Annotated in this window: 15 protein-coding genes; 3 read left to right on the top strand and 12 right to left on the bottom strand. The window is 60.5% G+C overall.

What is annotated here, in order from left to right:
- Positions 1-195: 195 nt before the first annotated feature.
- The gene (locus VSQ83_RS01425; RefSeq protein WP_133075281.1) at positions 196-1,095 is read right to left on the bottom strand and encodes a LysR family transcriptional regulator; all 900 of its coding nucleotides are present in this window, start codon (positions 1,093-1,095) and stop codon (positions 196-198) included.
- A gap of 217 nt (positions 1,096-1,312) precedes the next feature.
- On the opposite strand from VSQ83_RS01425, the gene VSQ83_RS01430 reads away from it, so the two are divergent.
- Positions 1,313-2,596, top strand: coding sequence for an aspartate aminotransferase family protein (locus tag VSQ83_RS01430; protein ID WP_133075282.1), 1,284 nt, complete (start codon positions 1,313-1,315; stop codon positions 2,594-2,596).
- A gap of 185 nt (positions 2,597-2,781) precedes the next feature.
- A complete protein-coding gene (locus VSQ83_RS01435) occupies positions 2,782-2,940 on the top strand; it encodes a YqaE/Pmp3 family membrane protein (RefSeq protein WP_004419451.1) in 159 nt (52 codons plus the stop codon).
- Between the two features lie 105 nt (positions 2,941-3,045).
- On the opposite strand, the gene VSQ83_RS01440 is transcribed toward VSQ83_RS01435, so the two are convergent.
- The 10 genes from VSQ83_RS01440 to VSQ83_RS01485 form a co-directional block, all read right to left on the bottom strand.
- Complete coding sequence (locus VSQ83_RS01440) at positions 3,046-4,872, bottom strand: S9 family peptidase (RefSeq protein ID WP_326425116.1); 1,827 nt, start codon at positions 4,870-4,872, stop codon at positions 3,046-3,048.
- A complete protein-coding gene (gene pqqE / locus VSQ83_RS01445; RefSeq protein ID WP_019823034.1) occupies positions 4,838-5,974 on the bottom strand; it encodes a pyrroloquinoline quinone biosynthesis protein PqqE in 1,137 nt (378 codons plus the stop codon). The genes VSQ83_RS01440 and pqqE overlap by 35 nt, the downstream gene beginning before the upstream one ends.
- A 7-nt stretch (positions 5,975-5,981) precedes the next feature.
- Entirely contained in the window at positions 5,982-6,257 is a 276-nt protein-coding gene (pqqD, locus tag VSQ83_RS01450; protein WP_133075285.1) for a pyrroloquinoline quinone biosynthesis peptide chaperone PqqD, read from the bottom strand.
- On the bottom strand, positions 6,254-7,006 hold the full coding sequence (gene pqqC / locus VSQ83_RS01455; protein WP_133075286.1) for a pyrroloquinoline-quinone synthase PqqC: 753 nt from the start codon (positions 7,004-7,006) through the stop codon (positions 6,254-6,256). Before pqqC ends, pqqD begins: the two co-directional genes overlap by 4 nt.
- Positions 7,007-7,134: 128 nt before the next feature.
- Positions 7,135-8,046, bottom strand: coding sequence for a pyrroloquinoline quinone biosynthesis protein PqqB (gene pqqB, locus VSQ83_RS01460; protein WP_133075287.1), 912 nt, complete (start codon positions 8,044-8,046; stop codon positions 7,135-7,137).
- Between the two features lie 96 nt (positions 8,047-8,142).
- On the bottom strand, positions 8,143-8,217 hold the full coding sequence (gene pqqA, locus VSQ83_RS01465; protein ID WP_003444522.1) for a pyrroloquinoline quinone precursor peptide PqqA: 75 nt from the start codon (positions 8,215-8,217) through the stop codon (positions 8,143-8,145).
- A gap of 153 nt (positions 8,218-8,370) precedes the next feature.
- A complete protein-coding gene (gene pqqF / locus VSQ83_RS01470; protein WP_326425118.1) occupies positions 8,371-10,821 on the bottom strand; it encodes a pyrroloquinoline quinone biosynthesis protein PqqF in 2,451 nt (816 codons plus the stop codon).
- A gap of 39 nt (positions 10,822-10,860) precedes the next feature.
- Positions 10,861-11,655 carry a nitrilase-related carbon-nitrogen hydrolase gene (locus VSQ83_RS01475; RefSeq protein WP_133075289.1) on the bottom strand — a complete coding sequence of 265 codons (795 nt, stop codon included), beginning with the start codon at positions 11,653-11,655 and terminating at the stop codon, positions 10,861-10,863.
- Between the two features lie 211 nt (positions 11,656-11,866).
- On the bottom strand, positions 11,867-13,549 hold the full coding sequence (locus VSQ83_RS01480) for a flavin monoamine oxidase family protein (protein WP_133075290.1): 1,683 nt from the start codon (positions 13,547-13,549) through the stop codon (positions 11,867-11,869).
- Positions 13,550-13,699: 150 nt separating this feature from the next.
- Entirely contained in the window at positions 13,700-14,152 is a 453-nt protein-coding gene (locus VSQ83_RS01485; protein WP_019823049.1) for an Lrp/AsnC family transcriptional regulator, read from the bottom strand.
- Positions 14,153-14,323: 171 nt separating this feature from the next.
- Between VSQ83_RS01485 and VSQ83_RS01490 the strand changes: the two genes are divergently transcribed.
- Positions 14,324-16,291, top strand: a complete 1,968-nt coding sequence (locus VSQ83_RS01490; protein WP_326425120.1) for a TonB-dependent receptor domain-containing protein — start codon at positions 14,324-14,326, stop codon at positions 16,289-16,291.
- On the opposite strand, the gene VSQ83_RS01495 is transcribed toward VSQ83_RS01490, so the two are convergent.
- Positions 16,275-17,618, bottom strand: a complete 1,344-nt coding sequence (locus tag VSQ83_RS01495) for an ATP-binding protein (RefSeq protein WP_405046748.1) — start codon at positions 17,616-17,618, stop codon at positions 16,275-16,277. The two genes, VSQ83_RS01490 and VSQ83_RS01495, sit on opposite strands and share 17 nt — an antisense overlap.
- Positions 17,619-17,648: the final 30 nt, after the last annotated feature.

Consider the following 17,648-nt stretch of genomic DNA (forward strand, 5'->3'; position numbering starts at 1 on the left):
GGTAATCTACTTTCCATGGACGTAGAGCAGGAAGCTCAAAGCAACAACAGGGACACGTAGGATTCTGCCAGGATGGCGGAGTGAAAAGGATGTCAGGGAAACAGTCTGTAAAACCCCGCCTCGGCGGGGTTTTCTTTTTTGTGCGTCAGAATTTTTACTTTGACGTTAGATCCCTCCGTAGCAGCTGCTACGCGGCTACAACGTTTGTTCATTGCTCTGCATCACATCCTCAAGCAGCGTGCGTAATAGCCCCAATGTGGCTTGCTGACGCTGCACATCACGGCACACCAGCCCGACCTTCAGCGGTACGCGAGGCTCACTCAGGGGTTTCCACAGCAATGTCTGGTCGTCATGTTGATGGCGCGAGCGCCCCGGCAATACGGTGGCCAGTTTGCTGTGGGGCAGGCTGTCGAGGATCCCGGCCATGGTATTCAACTCGGCCTGGACCTGCGGTCGACGGCCGAGGTTGGCGAGCTGGGTTTGCCAGATCTGGCGCACCTGAAACTCTTCCCCCAGCAACAGCATCGGCAGCTCTGCGGCCTGGCTCAGTGAAACCTTCTTGAATTCACGCAGCGGATGATCAGCCGGGATGACCAATTGAAGCTCGTCTTCGTACAGCATCATGCCGTGCAGGCCTGGCTGGCGTGGCGGCAGGTAGCTGATACCAATATCGAGTGAGCCATTGAGCAGGCGCCGTTCGATCTCGATGCCGGTCAACTCGTAAATCTGTACCACCAAATGGGGTTGGGCCTGGCGCACACGCTCCAGCATGTGCGGGACGAGGCTGGTGTGCACGGTTTGCAACACGCCGATGGCAATCGTGCGCAGGGCCTGGCCCTGGAAATGGTGCAAGGCCTCCTTGGCCCGCTGCAAACCATCGAGCAGTGGCAAGGCGTGGTTGTACAACGTGTGCGCTGCAAGCGTGGGCAGCAGGCGTTTGCTGCTGCGCTCAAAAAGGCTGACATCGAGGTTGTGTTCGAGCTGGCGGATCTGCTGCGAAAGGGCTGGCTGCGAGATAGAAAGACGCTCGGCAGCACGGCCCACATGGCCTTCTTCATAGACCGCGACGAAATAACGCAGTTGCTTGAAATCCATAAGTAATACTTATCGAAAATGCTTAAAAAACGAAATGGCCCATTGGCCTTGAGGCGCCTAGTCTACGCCCATTCCACAAGGCTCATCGAGCCAGAGAGGCTGATGTGCAGCGGCGTTTTACATAGGCAGGGCAATAAACCCATCGAGAGGTTTACCTTCTATATGAACAGCCGCAGGTTGCAAATCGAATCTGTTTATGGTCACAAGGTCCGCGTGCATGAACCTGTTTAACCTGCGTCGCCATTCCCCCAGTCTTGAAGAGATGGCTGCGCATTCGGCACCCTCGATATCTGGCAACCACCCTTCCCGTGAGTACCTTATGCCTTGCGTTGAGCGCGAAGCCCATGTGTTTGTGCGCGGACAAGGTTCGTGGATGTGGGACAGCGACAGCCGTGCGTACCTGGATTTCACCCAGGGCGGGGCGGCCAATAGCCTGGGCCATAGCCCGGCGGTGCTGGTCAAGGCGATGGCTGACCAAGCGCAATCCTTGATGAACCCAGGTGCGGGTTTTTTAAACCGGGGGATGCTGGATTTGGCGCATCGTTTGTGTGAAAGCACTGGCAGCGATCAAGTGCATTTGCTCAATACCGGGGCTGAGGCCAACGAGGGCGCAATCAAGCTGGCGCGCAAATGGGGGCAACTGCATCGCGGGGGCGCACACCGGATTATCACGGCCAGCCGCAGTTGTCATGGTCGCAGTTTTGGTGCGATGTCGGCCTCGGGCAGCGCGACGGTGGATAACCGTTTCGAGCCGCAACTGCCGGGTTTTATCAATGTGCCGTTCAACGACTTGCCCGCGTTGCATGCGGCCGTCGATGCACAGACCGTGGCAATCATGCTGGAACCGGTGCAAAGCGAAGCCGGCGTGATCCCGGCAACCGAGCATTACCTCAAGGGTGTGGAGCGTTTGTGCCGCGAGTTGGGGATTTTGCTGATTCTGGATGAAGTCCAGACCGGTATGGGCCGTTGCGGCACGTTGCTGGCGGAGCAGAATTACGGCATTCGCGCCGACATCATCACCCTGGGCAAGGGCCTGGGCGGGGGAGTGCCACTGGCTGCGCTGCTGGCTCGCGGCAAGGCATGCTGCCTGGCGCCAGGCGAACTGGGCGGCACCCATCATGGCAATGCCTTGATGACCGCAGCAGGCTTGGCAGTGCTCGACACGATGCTGGAGAAGGGCTTTTTGCAGCAGGTCCGTGACGCGGGGCAGCACTTGCGCGAAGGCCTGGGCCGTTTGGCCAATAGTTATGCACAGGGTGAATTGCGTGGGCAGGGTCTGCTGTGGGGGCTGACCTTATCGGACGACTCGGCCCAGGCGGTGGTCAAGGCGGCGCTGTACGAGGGGCTGCTGATCAGCGCGCCGCAACCTGATTGCCTGCGGTTTACCCCGGCACTGTGCGTCAGCAAGGGCAACATAGATGAAATGCTGCTGCGTCTGGCCCGGGCCTTTGCCCGTGTTCGCACGGCTCAGTTGCAGTGCCGTCGCGGTGTTGCGGTCTGACTGCATCTGCCACACAGAATTTAAAGAACCGTCTCGCGGTATAACGCGTCGCCCTGTGCCTGATTTCTTCGGCACGGGGCGTTTTTTTTGTCTGTGGATAAGTGCTGACTGAACCTTTGGCCTGAGCTCGCAGTCGATTGTCGGTAGGGCTTGATTGAGCCCGCCAATCATTGGGAGCTGTGAATATGGACCTTATCAAAATCATCTTCGCCATCCTGCTTCCGCCGTTGGGCGTATTTATGCAAGTGGGTTTTGCAGGGGCATTTTGGCTGAATATTCTGCTGACGTTGTGCGGTTACATTCCGGGGATCGTGCACGCGGTGTGGATTATCGCCAAGCGCTAGTGCGGCAACTGATTCGGGTGGGAGCGGGCTTGCTCGCGATTCAGGCAACTCGGTCTATCAGGCAGGTTGAGTTGATGCTATCGCGAGCAGCCCGCTCCCACGGGATCAGTGCGTCAATAATTGGCTGTAAAACAACCATTCCTGTTCCAGTGCGTGGGCCTGGTTGCTGGCCTTGCGAAAACCGTGGCGCTCGTCGGGGTAGTAATGGGCCTTGGCCGGGATGCCGTTGGCTTGCAAGGCCAGGAGCATGTCCCGGGTTTGTTGCGGCACCACGACAGCGTCCAGTTCACCCTGGAAGAAAATCACCGGCACCCTGATCTGGCTGGCGTGTAACAGTGGGGTGCGAGCCGCGTAGCGCTGGGCATCGTGCTCCGGATCGCCGATCAGCCAGTCCAGGTAATCACCTTCAAACTTGTGGGTGGCACGGGCCAGGGCAATCGGGTCGCTGACGCCATACAGGCTGGCACCTGCCCGAAATACGTTGTTGAACGCCAACGCGCACAGCGTGGTGTAACCACCTGCACTGCCACCGCGAATAAATGCCTTGCCGGGGTCAATCAGTCCTTGTTCGGCGAGATAGCTGACCACCGCGCAGGCGTCTTCCACATCCACCTCTCCCCATTTCAGATGCAGGGATTGCCGATAGGCACGGCCATAGCCGCTGCTGCCGCGATAGTTGAGGTCGGCCACGGCAAAGCCGCGCTGGGTCCAGTATTGGATACGCGGGTCGAGCATCGGGTAGCAGGCAGACGTCGGGCCGCCGTGGATAAACACCACCACGGGCGGTTTGATTTCGCCCTGCATCGAGGGGTAGAAAAAACCGTGTGCCTGGCCCCCGCCTGAGGGATAGCACAGGGTCTGCGGACGGCTGATGTGCTCGGGAGGCAGCGGCGCAACGCCACCGGCCAGCACGTCGACGCGGTGGTCGGTGCGACTGATGCGCACCACTGCCGATGGGTAGACAGGCGACGCGGCAATGCAATAGATGAACTCATCATCCAGTGCCAGGCTGCGAAAGCGACTGTATTCGCCGGTGAAGTCGTCAATGGTGCCGTCAGCCGTGCGGATGCCCAAATGCCCGAAACCAGCCTCGGTCCAACTGGCGAGGTAGGCCTGCTCGCCCATCGGCAGCCAGGTGCTGGCGCCCAATTGCCAAGGTGCAGGGGCATGATCGGCGTGGGCGCTGGGTGCAGGCATCAGGCCCTCACCCGACTCGGCCCACGGCTGCCAGAACCCCGCGCGGTCGGTCAGGCAATGCAGGCGATTGTGTTCGTCGAAGCGCGGTTGTTGCAGCGATTCTTCTGCGAGATCGCCCGCCAGGCAATGCGCGGGGTTCCAGCGCCCAGCGGTTTGGCCTTCAGCCAGCATCAAGCGGGTCGAGGTCCACGGCTGATGGGGACGACTCCATTCGATCCAGGCCAGGCGCTGGCCGTCGGGGCTCGGTGTGGGCGCTGCGTAGAAGTCGGCCCCTTCGGCCAGAACCTGGCGCTCCAAGGTGCTCAGGTCGATGCTGACCAGTCGATGTTGATCGAGGTGTTCTTCGACAGCCAGCACCTGGCCCGCAGCAAACTGCACGTCGCCATAACGGCAGGCGCCCTGGGTCAGGGGCTGCGGGGCAGTGCCGTCCAGAGGTTGCCGGTACACCTGCTGGTCAGCCTCGTTGACGAACACCACGGCGTCATCACTCAGGCAAAACGCGCCGCCGCCGTACTCGTAGACCCGGCTGCGTACACTGAAACCGTCGGACGTCAGGCAGCGGGCCTCGCCGTCGCGCCAATGCCAGATGCGACAGGCAGCATCCTGTGGTCGGTATTCGTTCCAGAACAGGCCCTGTAGGCCGACGCGCAATTCTGCGAAATCGACCCCGGCGGCCACAGCGAGCGCGGCGCTGAACGGTTCAGCCTTTAGCGATGAGACGTGAGTTTCGTTCATTTCGGAAGGCCAATTGTTCAATGGTCTGGGTGGCGTGCTCTGCTTCTTCGCGCGCCTTGAGAATCAGGTCGTGTTGGGGCGATTTACTGCAGACCGGGTCGGCGTTGCTGGCGTCCCCGGTGAGCATAAAGGCCTGGCAACGGCAGCCGCCGAAGTCCTTTTCTTTCTCGTCGCACGAGCGGCAAGGCTCGGGCATCCAGTCATAACCGCGAAAACGGTTGAAGCCAAACGAGTCGTACCAGATGTGCTGCATGGTGTGGTCGCGCACATTGGGAAACTCGACCGGCATTTGCCGTGCACCATGACACGGCAGGGCCGTGCCGTCAGGCGTCACGGTCAAAAAGATGCTGCCCCAGCCGTTCATGCAGGCTTTTGGGCGTTCTTCGTAATAATCCGGGGTGACGAAAATCAGCTTGCAGGGGTGGCCCTGGGCTTCAAGTTTGGCGCGGTATTCATTGGTGATGCGCTCAGCACGGACAAGCTGCTCTTTGGTCGGCAGCAAGCCGACGCGGTTGAGCTGGGCCCAGCCGTAAAACTGACAGGTGGCAAGCTCAACAAAGTCGGCCTCAAGGGCGATGCACAGCTCGATGATGCGGTCGATTTTGTCGATATTGTGCCGATGGGTGACGAAGTTCAGCACCATCGGATAGCCGTGTGCCTTCACGGCGCGGGCCATTTCGAGCTTTTGCGCGAAGGCTTTTTTCGAGCCGGCCAGCAGGTTGTTCACTTGCTCGTCACTGGCCTGGAAGCTGATCTGGATGTGGTCCAGCCCGGCTTTTTTGAAGTCGCTGATCTTTTGCTCGGTCAAGCCAATGCCCGAGGTGATCAGGTTGGTGTAAAAGCCCAGCTTGCGGGCTTCGCCGATCAGCTCGGCCAGGTCCTGACGTACCAGTGGCTCGCCCCCGGAGAAGCCCAGTTGGGCAGCCCCCATCTCCCGTGCCTCACGAAAAACCTTGATCCACTGCTCGGTGCTCAGCTCTTTGCCTTGCTGGGCAAAGTCCAGCGGGTTGGAGCAGTACGGGCATTGCAGCGGGCAGCGATAGGTCAGTTCGGCCAGCAACCACAGCGGCAAGCCCACTTCGGGCTTGGGTGGCAACGCCATCGGGCTGTCAGGCGAGTTCGATCCAGTGCTCTGCACGAGCGACCTCCATAAATTGCTCGATGTCTGCACCGAGCTCGGGTACGCCGGGGAACTGTTTGTCCAGTTCGCCAATGATGGCCGCGACATCGCGCTGGCCGTCGATCAGGCCGCCAATCAGTGCGGCACTGTCATTGAGTTTGATCATGCCTTCGGGGTACAGCAGCACGTGGCCTTTTTGCGCCGGTTCGTACTGAAAACGGTAGCCGGTGCGCCAGGTCGGGACTTTGCTGCGATCAAAGCTCATAGGGTGATTCCTTTATGCCAGACACGTTCGCGGGTCACGCTGTGGTACGGCGGGCGGTCAAGCTCGTAGGCCATGGTCATGGCATCGAGCATGCTCCAAAGAATGTCGAGTTTGAACTGCAGAATTTCCAGCATGCGCTGCTGGCCTTCGTAGGTGGTGTAGTGCTGCAGGGTAATCGCCAGCCCGTGCTCCACGTCGCGCCGAGCCTGGCCCAGGCGGGTGCGGAAGTACTCGTAGCCGGCCGGGTCGATCCACGGATAGTGCTGGGGCCAACTGTCCAGGCGCGACTGATGGATCTGCGGCGCGAACATCTCGGTCAGCGAGCTGCTGGCGGCTTCCTCCCAACTGGCGCGGCGGGCGAAGTTGACGTAGGCGTCCACCGCGAAGCGCACGCCGGGCAGTACCAGTTCCTGGGATCGCAGTTGGTCCGGGTCCAGGCCGACGGCCTGGCCCAAACGCAGCCAGGCCTCGATGCCGCCGTCTTCGCCGGGGGCTCCGTCGTGGTCTAGCAGGCGCTGAATCCACTCGCGGCGCACTTCGCGGTCCGGGCAGTTGGCCAGGATGGCGGCGTCCTTGAGCGGAATATTGACCTGATAGTAGAAGCGGTTGGCGACCCAGCCCTGAATCTGCTCGCGGGTCGCGCGGCCTTCGTACATCGCCACCTGATAGGGGTGGTAGATGTGGTAATAAGCGCCTTTGGCACGCAGCGCGGCCTCGAATTCGGCGGTGGAGAGTGGGGCTTGGGTCATCTGGTGCCTCCGGAAAGTATTCTATGTAGTCGCTGCCGCAGGCTGCGATATGGACCGCAGGGTCTTCGAGAAAACGGGTTGCTGCGCAACCCTTCGCAGCCTTCGGCAGCGACTACAAGGTTCAGCTTTTACAACTCGATACTCATGCCATCAAAGGCGACTTCAACGCCCCGGCGGGCCAGTTCGGCACGCTCGGCGGAGTCTTCGTCGAGGATCGGATTGGTGTTGTTGATGTGGATAAGGACTTTGCGCTGCCCGGGCAGTTGCTCAAGCACTTCGAGCATGCCGCCGGGGCCATTTTGCGCCAGGTGGCCCATCTCGCGGCCAGTGCGGGTGCCGACGCCACGACGTTGCATCTCGTCGTCGTCCCACATCGTGCCGTCCACCAGCAGGCAATCGCTGCCCGCCATGATGTCCAGCAACGGTGCATCGACTTTGCCCAGCCCCGGGGCGTAGAACAGTTTGCCGCCGGTGCGCAGGTCTTCGACGATCAGGCCAATGTTGTCGCCCGGGTGCGGGTCGAAACGGTGTGGCGAATACGGCGGCGCCGCACTGCGCAACGGCAGCGGGCTGAAACGCAGGTTGGGGCAGGCCGGGATGGTGAACGAGCCTTCAAGCTCGATACGGTTCCAGTTCAGGCCACCGTTCCAGTGCTTGAGCATGGTGAACAGCGGGAAGCCTGTGCTCAGGTCTTCGTGGACCATGTCGGTGCACCACACATCATGGGGGCAACCTTCGCGCAGGCTGAGCAGGCCGGTGGTGTGATCGATCTGGCTGTCCATCAGGATGATCGCGCTGATCCCGGTATCACGCAGGGCGCGGCCCGGCTGCATCGGGGCGAAGCTTTGCAGTTGCGCACGAATATCGGGCGAGGTGTTGCACAGCACCCAGTTCACACCGTCATCGGAAATCGCAATGGAGGACTGAGTGCGAGCGGTGGCACGCAGGGTGCCATCACGAAAACCCGCGCAGTTGACGCAGTTGCAGTTCCACTGCGGGAATCCACCGCCAGCGGCGGAGCCTAGAATCTGGACGAACATGGCGTGTTCTCTTGCGATGCTGAAAATAAAAACGCCCCGGCGAACCGAGGCGTTGGGCTGCTCTGCTGGGCTCTTTTACTCAAGAGGCCGGGCAGATCAACGGCTTGCGAAGTACATGGTGACTTCAAAGCCAATGCGCAGATCGGTGTAAGCAGGTTTAGTCCAAGCCATGAGGTGACTCCTTCAGTGAGTGGGTGAATGGGTGTCTCTTGATTAGTCCAGCTCCCGAGGGAGTTGTTCAAACGCTTAGGTGACTATGTTACTAAATTTGACGGTTTTTGAACGCTCAATGTCGAAGAAAGCCCGTTACGTGGTTGGTAACGATCAGCTTCTCCCTTGATAAAACGTTTCAGTCTCCGGGCTTGTGGCCAAGCATAACCAACGGCTTTGCGGCGAGTTAATGTGCTCGGCCGCCTTCAGTGTAGTGCCTTGATCCAGCGCCATAAGTGCTGTGTAGAGGGCTGTCAGGTAATCCGACGGGTGGCCCGCCAGTTTGGCTTGCCATAACAATTCACCGGCCTGGAACACCCCCAGGGCCTCGGTCGAGAATTGTTGTGCCAAGGCAGTACGGGCTTGGGTGAAAGATATTTCATCTAGCGTCGAGATCAATTTCGGCAACTCCACGAGGAAATTCTGGATGTGCTCAAAGATCTGCGTCGTTGAGGCGTGAGGCGATTGCACCCCGAACAGCAGCCCGGTTTGACCATTAATTTGGCGCAGGCCGCTGAACACGGCATAACCCAATTGCAACTCGACCCGCAGGCGTTGATAAAACGGGGTTTGCATCACTTGGGCGAGCATGCGCCAGGCGGCTTCGTCAGCCAGCGTTGCCTTGGGGGTCGGGCAAAACAGGATGAGCGCGTGTTCGCTGGAATCACTGGCTTCGGTGTGCCAATGGCGTTGGGCTGGCTGCTCGTCATGCTGCGCCAGATGCGCATCCGGGGTGCCGGGAACCTTGTGCAGTAAAGGTGTGATCAAGGCCTGCGTGGTGGCGGGCAGACCGACCGCCAAGCCGTCCCAGTGCACCTTGGACCAGTCGTCTTGCAGATCGTTGAGTGCTGGCTCGCTGGCTGGCTGGCACAGCTCGGGCAGGCGTTTGATCAGTTGGCGAATCGGCATCAAGGTGGCGCCAGGGGACAGGTTGCCCGGCGGCTTGGCCGATGGTGCGCTGAGCACACGCAGCGCGTGCTCGAGAATGGCGGGCATTGGCTCGTGGAAACCGGACATTTTCAGCAGCCAGTCATTGCCTGACCCATTGAGCGACACTTCAACCCCAGCCTGTCTGGCATCGAGTATCAGCGAGCGCAGGCTGTTTTCCAGTGACGCCGGCAGATCGTCAGCTGGCTTTGCGGGCAGAAGACGCCAGCGCAGGTAAATCGCCGCTTCGCCGCTGTGACTGGGCACTGCGGTGCTGAAACTCATGGCAGACACGTCGCGGCGAGTGCGCAAGCGGTCCTGGGCAAAGGTACGCAAGCCACGGTGAGCGCTGGTTTGCCCGCGGATCAGGCCGGCGCTGACCGGCTCTTTCGCCGCGTGCAGATACGGATTGGGTGCAGGCAAATGCCAGGCCTGTTGCGATGACGGCATGGGCGCAGGTTGTATCTGCTCGAGCACAGCCTTGAGGGTTATTACGCCCTGATCCGACAGGCCGGGGGCACGTTGCTCGCAATCACGGCGGGCCAGTTCCAGCGCGCCACTGACGTCTTGCTGACGCTGCTGCAGAAGGTGGAACTCCTCACGCAGCGTGGGCCAGTCCTGCTGTGCGCTGAAGAACGCCAGCCAGTCATGGAGCGTGTCGCGAATCTGCATGGCCTGCGGGGCAATATCGGTGGTGGCTTTGAACTCGATCTGCAGCAGTGCCTGGCTCTTGAAGTGATAGAGCGGTGTGGCTTTCAGGGTGTCGACCAACCCCTGTTCGCGTAATTGTGCGAGCAGGCCGCCGGGCTTGTCTGCGTTGATCCAGTGGCACAGAAAATCCAGGGCCTGGGCGGACTCTGGCGGCAACTGTTCCAAGGCGAACATCAGGCTCAGGGACGGTCCGTCCATGTGTTGATACTGGGGTTCAACGCCGGTCAGCAGCGCTGGCGGGCAAGCCTGCAGCAGGGTGTCGCCTGGGCGCAACACAGCGCTGCAACGTTCAGCCAGGACGATCAAGTCTTGGGTTGATTGCGGACCGCTCAGACTCAAGGTCATTTGCCCGGTCTGATAGAACCCTTGGTAAAAGTCTTCCAGGGCTTGCTGAAAGCTTGCGCGCGGCACGGGCAGGCTGTAACGGTTGCCTGCATGGAATGCCCGCAGCGGATGAGCAGGGTTCAGTGGCTGAAATAACTTCATCTCCCGCTGGGCAGGCGTTTCGCGGGCCCAGGCGATAAATTCGGCGTGCAGCACTTCACGTTCGCGAAGCTGGTCATCCAGAGCCATGCGCGGATGGGCGAGCATGTCGCACAAGCGCTCAAGCCCGCCGTCAAAGGCGGCCGGTGGCAGCTCGAAAAAGAAGTCGGTATGTCGTTCGCAGGTTTTGGCATTGACCTGGCCGCCGTGGCGCTGCACGTAAGCCATCAGGTTGTCTGCCGCCGGGAAGCGCGCGGTGCCCAGAAACAGCAAGTGCTCCAGGAAATGCGCGAGGCCGGGCCACGCTGCGGGCACATCGTGGCTGCCTGCGGCAACCCGTATAACGGCCGCACAGCGCTTGAGGCGCGGCTCATGGCGCACGCAGAGGGTCAGACCGTTTTCAAGTGTCTGACGTTGGGGGTGAGGGTGATTCAGCGCAGGCATGGGCACTTCCGGAACAGAGATGCGCTCATGCTAGCGGATTTAGCGCTTGCTCAGCTCGCGATAAAGTTCGGGGCGACGGTCCGCCAGGTAAAAATTCCCGGTTTTGGCATCCGCCAGTTGCTGACGTTGCAAGGTCGCAATCAGCAGGCTTTGCTCATGCCCGGCCAGCGCTATTTGCTTGCCGTCGGGCGCGGCGATACTGCTTTGGCCGCAGTAATGGATCTCGCCTTCATGCCCGCAATAGTTGGCGTAGGCCACATAGCACTGGTTCTCGAAGGCGCGGCAGCGCACCGTGACATCGGCGATGAAGTCGTAGGGCGCCATATTGGCGGTGGGTACCACAATCAACTCGGCACCGGCCAGCGCCAGGCGGCGGGTGTTCTCCGGGAATTCAAGGTCGTAGCAAATCAGCAGGCCAAGCTTCCAGCCATTGAGTTCGATGACCGGGAATGAATCGGGGCCTTTGCTGAACATCGAGTGATCGAGTTCGCCGAACAGGTGGGTTTTACGGTAGTTGCACAGGCTTTTGCCGTGGGCGTCGATCAACTGCACGCTGTTGTAGATCTGCCCGTCTGCACCGCGTTCGGGGTAGCCGTAGGCAATGGCCATGCCAGTGGCTTTTGCCAGTTCACCAATCTGTCTGGCGGCGTCGCCGTCGTGGGTTTGCGCGAGTCTGGCCACGGCCTGGGCGCCGATGTTGTAGCCCGTGAGGAACATTTCGGGTAGAACCAGCAGGTCGATGTTTTCGGCTTGCCGTGCAATGTCATTCAAGCGCTGCAGATTGCCCGCGACATCCAGGGGCAGAGGCGTGCATTGGTAAAGGGCGACGCGCATGGGGTTCTCCTGGTGGTCAAATTTCCCGTTGAAACTGCCGCTGACAAATTTCGTAGCAACTGCCGAAGGCTGCGTCCGGCGACGCAGTCGTCGTAAATCCAGGTACTGCGGTGAGACAGATGGATCTGGGACTTGGATTTTACGATTGCTACGCAATCGGACGTAGCCTTCGGCAACGGCTACGAAAGCGGTTTGAGGTCTCCCACAGGGATCAATCCGGCAATGCAATCGGGCCGATTTCGTGGAACACATCGCCCGGCCCGGGGTTGGCCGCGTGGGTACTGCCGCCAAAGTGGGTCATGATGCCCCACACCGCGTTCAATGAAGTCTGTACTGCACCTTCCACCCAGGCCGGGGTCCACGACACGTCGTCGCCAGCGATAAAGATCCCCCGCTGTTCGCCGGGCATGTCCTGCTGCATGAAGTGCGCGTACATGCGCTGGTTGTAACGGTAATGCCCCGGCAGTGCGCCCTTGAAGGCACCCAGAAAGTGCGGGTCGGCTTCCCACGACACCGTGATCGGATCGCCGATGATGCGGCTGGCGATGTCCACTTTGGGGTAAATCTTTTTCAACGAATCGAGGGCCAGCTTCACGCGCTTTTCCACCGGGTGCGGGAGCATTTTCAGCGCATCGCTCATCCACGAGTACGACAGGCAAATCACCCCCGGCTTGTCGTCACCGTTGTCGAACAGGTAAGTGCCGCGGGTCAGGCGATCGGTGAGAGTCATGCTCATCAGGTCACGGCCAGTCTCGGGGTCTTTGTCTTTCCAGAACGGGCGGTCGACCATGACAAAGGTTTTGGAGGATTGCATGTAGCGTGTACGGTCCAGTGCCATCCACACTTTTTGGGAGAACAGCGACTCTTCACATTCGATCTGGGTGGTCAGCAGCCAGCTTTGACAGGTCACCAGCACCGCTTCATATGGACGAGTCACCCCGAGTATGTCGGTGACGGAAAACATCCCGTCCTCTGAACGAGAGATGGCCTTGACCCCGGTACGTGGTGCGCCGTGGTGGAGCGAACTCAGACTGGTGCCAGCAGGCCAATGGGCGCAGCGCTCGGGCGCGTGACGCCAGATCCCCAGGGGTACTTGCTCAACACCGCCAACCACCAGGTGTTGGTGATCGTCGCAGTTGGTCATCACCACACGGAAAATCTCGAGCATCGAGTTGGGGAAGTCGGAGTCCCAGCCACCGGTGCCGAACCCCACCTGGCCAAACACTTCGCGGTGCTGGAACGACAGCTTGGCGAAGGCCTTGGACGTGGCGACGAAGTCGTAGAACGTGCGGTCGTCCCACAGGGGAACCAGGGTGTTCCACAGCTCTTTCAGGCGAGGCACGTCTCGGTCGCGGATGGCCTGCTGAATATCGCCAAAGCGCGAGCCCGCTTCCAGTGCGTCCGCCCAGGCATCGGCCACTTCCTGAAACAGCGCAGGCAGGTCCGCCAGTTTTTGTGCGTAGAAAGTCTGGCCTTCAAGGTCAATCACGGTGCTGCCCGAAGCGGGCGTCAGCGGGTTGGGGAAGGGTTTGGTCTCCAGGCCCAGCTTGTCGACGTAGTGATAAAACGCCGTGGAAGACACAGGGAAACGCATGCCGCCGAGTTCGGCGATAACCCCTTCGCTGCCCTCAAAGGCTTGCGAGCGCAGACGTCCGCCCATCTTCGACGCTTCATACACCACGGGTTTGAGACCCAGTTTCATCAGCTCATAAGCCGCCACCATCCCGGCCATCCCGGCGCCGACAATCGCCACCTCAGCTCCAAGCTTGTGTGCCGGGATGCTGCCCAGGCCCGCCGGGTGTTCGATCCAGTCATCAAAGGCAAACGGAAAGTCCGGGCCGAAGATGGTGATGGGTTTTTTGCCGTCGTTAGGGTGGCGATTATTCTTGTTCATGGCTGACCTTGCTGGCGACTCACGCATAACGTTGAGTATAGGAAAAGACAGGCACCATGATAGGGAGCGTGGAACACGGTAATAAGACGCAAACTGTCGTCGTTATGGCTTTTGTTTAGTCAATGTGACGAAGCTGGCAGTCGAAGTGACTTATCCGCGATCAACTTTGCTGCTGAGGATGATGGAGGTGGTGGTTTTCTCGACGCCCTCGACGCTGCCGATCTGGTCGAGCAATTGGTCCAGTTGCTCGGGAGAATCACTGCGCAGCCAGGCCACGTAATCGAACTCGCCACTGACCGCGCACAGTTGCTGCACCTGGGCCATTGCGCTCAAGCGCCGGACCACCTCTTTGCCTGAGCGTGGCTGTACGGTAATCCCGACATAAGCCTGCAAACCGCCATCAATCAAGCGCTGCCCCAGGCGAACCCCGTAACCGGTGATCACCGACGTTTTCTCCAGTCGTGCCAGCCGAGATGTCACGGTGGTGCGCGCAATTCCCAACTGGCGAGCCAGCATCGCAACGCTTTCCCGTGCATTGAGCTGCAAGGCCGCAATCAATTGGCGGTCGATTTCATCCAGCGCGGGAGGGCGGGTATCAGGCACGTGAAGCTCCAAAGGCATGGGCGTGGTGGGCGGTCATGGTACAGGGCTGCGGCACCACTTTGCTGGCGGGCGGATTTTAAGAGTGAGCGCCGGGGGTTGTCACACTTTGTCCAATCTACAGGGGTGTAGATGATTACGATTCTCTTTTAAGTTGAATCATAAGGACGCTTCATGCATTCGTCTCTTCGCTTTCACCCATTGCCCCTGTGGGTTCGTCTGGCCTTGGCTGCAGGCGCATCCTGCACGCTGGGGACTTCTGCCCAGGCGGCAGATCCGCAAGCACTGACCCTTGATGAAATGGTCGTTACGGCTTCCGGTTACGAGCAGAGCATCGAGGATGCGCCCGCCTCGATCACGGTGATTGATGGGGAGACGCTTCGGCGCAAATCCTATCGGGACCTGGGCGACGCCGTGCGTGACGTTGAAGGTGTAGTGGTCAACGGCGGGGCCAATGAGACGGATATCTCCATTCGTGGCATGCCAGCCGATTACACCCTGATTCTGGTCGATGGCAAACGCCAGAGCGCCCGTGAGTCGCGGGTCAACGGCAACAGCGGTTATGAGCAGAGCTTCGTGCCGCCAGCCGCGGCCATTGAGCGCATCGAGGTGGTTCGAGGGCCGATGTCATCGCTGTATGGCTCGGATGCCATTGGCGGGGTGATTAACGTGATCACCCGCAAAGTGTCGCCCCAGTGGGGCGGCTCTGTGGGCTACGACTACTCGGCGCGCCAGCACAGCGACCAGGGGAATGCCCGCCAGACACAGTTCTACCTCAGTGGTCCGCTGCGCGAGGATTTTCTAGGTTTGCAGGTCTGGGGCCGTTATCTGGACCGCCAGGCGGACGACGACATTGAGCAAACCAATGGTTTCAGCAATGCCGATCATCGTGACCTGACCGCGCGGCTGGCATTCACCCCGACAGTCGACCACGACATCCTGCTGGAAGCGGGCGCCACGCGCCTCAAGAACGGCGATGGCGTGAGCGCAAACTGGGCCACCCGCGAACAAGAGAGCAATCGCGATCACTGGTCGCTGTCACACCAGGGGCGCTGGGGCTGGGCGACGTCGGACATGGCGTTGTTCCAGGAAACGTCCAGCCGCGAGGGCAAGGCGACACCTGCGCAAACGGATATCTACGGCCGCAAGCCCGAGATCAAGAGCACGGTGTTTGACGCCAAACTGGTGGTGCCGACTGCGCACAATGTCAGCACCGTCGGCGTGCAGTGGAATGAAAGCCAGCTGACCGACTGGAACCAGGGCCTGGGTGATCGCGTCGATTACGAGTTCTCAGTGGTACAGAAGGCCGTGTTTGCCGAAAACGAATGGGCGATGACCGATACCTTTGCCCTGACCACAGGATTGCGCCTGGACCACCACGAACAGTACGGCACCCACGCCAATCCGCGAATCTACGGGGTGTGGCGCGCAACCGACAACTGGACCCTCAAGGGCGGCATCGCCCGTGGCTTCAAGGCGCCGGAGCTGCGTGCCGTGGTCAAGGACTACGCCTACCTGCGCCGCAATCGCTTCGTGATGTTTGGCAACCCGGACCTCAAGCCCGAGTCGAGCACCAACTACGAAATGTCCGCGCTGTGGTCCAATCGCGACAATTTGTCGGCAGGCGCGACGGTGTTTTACAACGACTTCAAAGACAAACTCTCTACCGTCACCACTGATGAGCGATGGAATGGCTACATTGTCATGGATCGCGTCAATGTCGACAAGGCCGTGATCCAGGGCGTTGAGCTGACCGGTCAATGGGATGTCAGCGACAGCGTCTTGCTCAAGGCCAACTACACCTACACCGACTCTGAACAGAAAAGCGGCGCCAACGCCGGCGCCCCACTGGCGTTGACGCCCAAACAGAAAGCCAACGTGCGCGGCGAGTGGGTGGTGACGGACCGTGCCCAGGCCTGGGCGTCCGTCAGCTATTACGGTGAAGAAACCGGCAACACCCTGGCTGACGTGCCTGCACCGGGTTACACCACGGCTGATATCGGCGGCTCTTACGAACTCACAGACTCGATCACGTTGAACAGCTCACTGAACAACCTGACGGACAAGCGTCTGGACGACGAAACCTACGGCACGGTGAACTACGGTCGCACCTTGTGGATGGGGGCTACGCTGAACTTCTGACCAGGGCCATCGGCAGCCTGACCACGGCGCACAACCCGGCGGGCGGTCGATTTTCCAGCAGCAGTTCGCCGCCGTGGGCTTGCACGCAGGCGCGGGCGATGGCCAGGCCCAGGCCGATGCCGCCATTGTGAGAACCGTCGGCGGCGCCAAACTGTACGAAGGGCTCGAACACTTTGCTGAGCCATTCTTGCGGCAGGCCCTGGCCGTGATCGAGAATTTCCAGTCGCAGGGTGCCGGGGTCCTCCTGGTACAGCGTCAACGTGGCATCTGCGGCGTGACGCAGTGCGTTGTCGATCAGGTTGGTCAAGGCCCGCTTCAACGCCAGGGGACGGCAGGTGAGCATGATCGGCGCCGAGCCTGACCAGGTGACCGGCTGCTTCATGAGTCGGTAGCGCTTGGCCAGATCCTCCAGCATGTCATTCAGCACGATTGTCAGCGTGGGCTCCTGCACGGCATCGTCACGAACGAAGTTGAGGGTTGCGCCCACCATCGCACTCAACTCATCCAGGCTTTCGAGCATGTCCTCGCGGGCCGGGCTCTCTTCCAGCAGTTCCAGCAGCAGCCGCAGTTCAGTGATGGGCGTGTTCAGGTCGTGGCTGAGCGCCGCGAGCATTCGGGTACGGCCTTCGACATGGCGGGCGATATTGGCTTGCATGGTGTTAAAGGCCGCCGTCAGGTCACGTGCTTCTTGTGGGCCGGTCAGAGGCAGTGGCGCAATCCATTCCCCGCGGCTGACGCGTTCGGTGGCCTGGGCCAGGGTCTTGACCGGACGCACTACGCGGCTGATGCAGAACATCACGATCAACAGCACCGGAACGGTCGTCACCGGCAGACTGTACGCCAGCATATTTCCCCATTCGTAGGCGCCTGCCGGATGTTGCAGGGCGTTGAGGTAGCGGCCGTCGGGCAATTCGATACTGCTGCGCAGCCGCAGGGGGGCCCAGCCGTCGGGGCTGAACACGCGCCCCCGGGCATGGTCGCCACTGACCCGTTCCAGTTGCATGGCCACGCGCACGTCCTGGGGCAGTTGCAGTTGCTCGCGCAGGGCGCTGGCCATTCGCTGTTCTTCGGCACGCATGGCAAAGGGTTCGACGTCGGCCTGGGTGGAGATCCAGAAACGTGCATCTGCGCTGGTGATCGCCCCCAGCAGCCGGTCGAAGACCTCGTCCTGGGCTTCCATGGCCACATGATGGGCGGTCACCAATCGCTCAAGGCTCATGGTGCGCGACAGGGGATGGATCAACGCGCCGGTATGTTGCACAAACACGATGGCGATGACATTGGAGGCGAGCAGCGCGAGCAACAACAACGCACTGAGTTGATGCAGCATCTTGCGGGGCCACAGGGCGCGCAGACG

Source organism: Pseudomonas sp. DSV-1 (genome assembly GCF_035830915.1).
In the GTDB taxonomy this organism is placed as follows: Bacteria; Pseudomonadota; Gammaproteobacteria; order Pseudomonadales; family Pseudomonadaceae; genus Aquipseudomonas.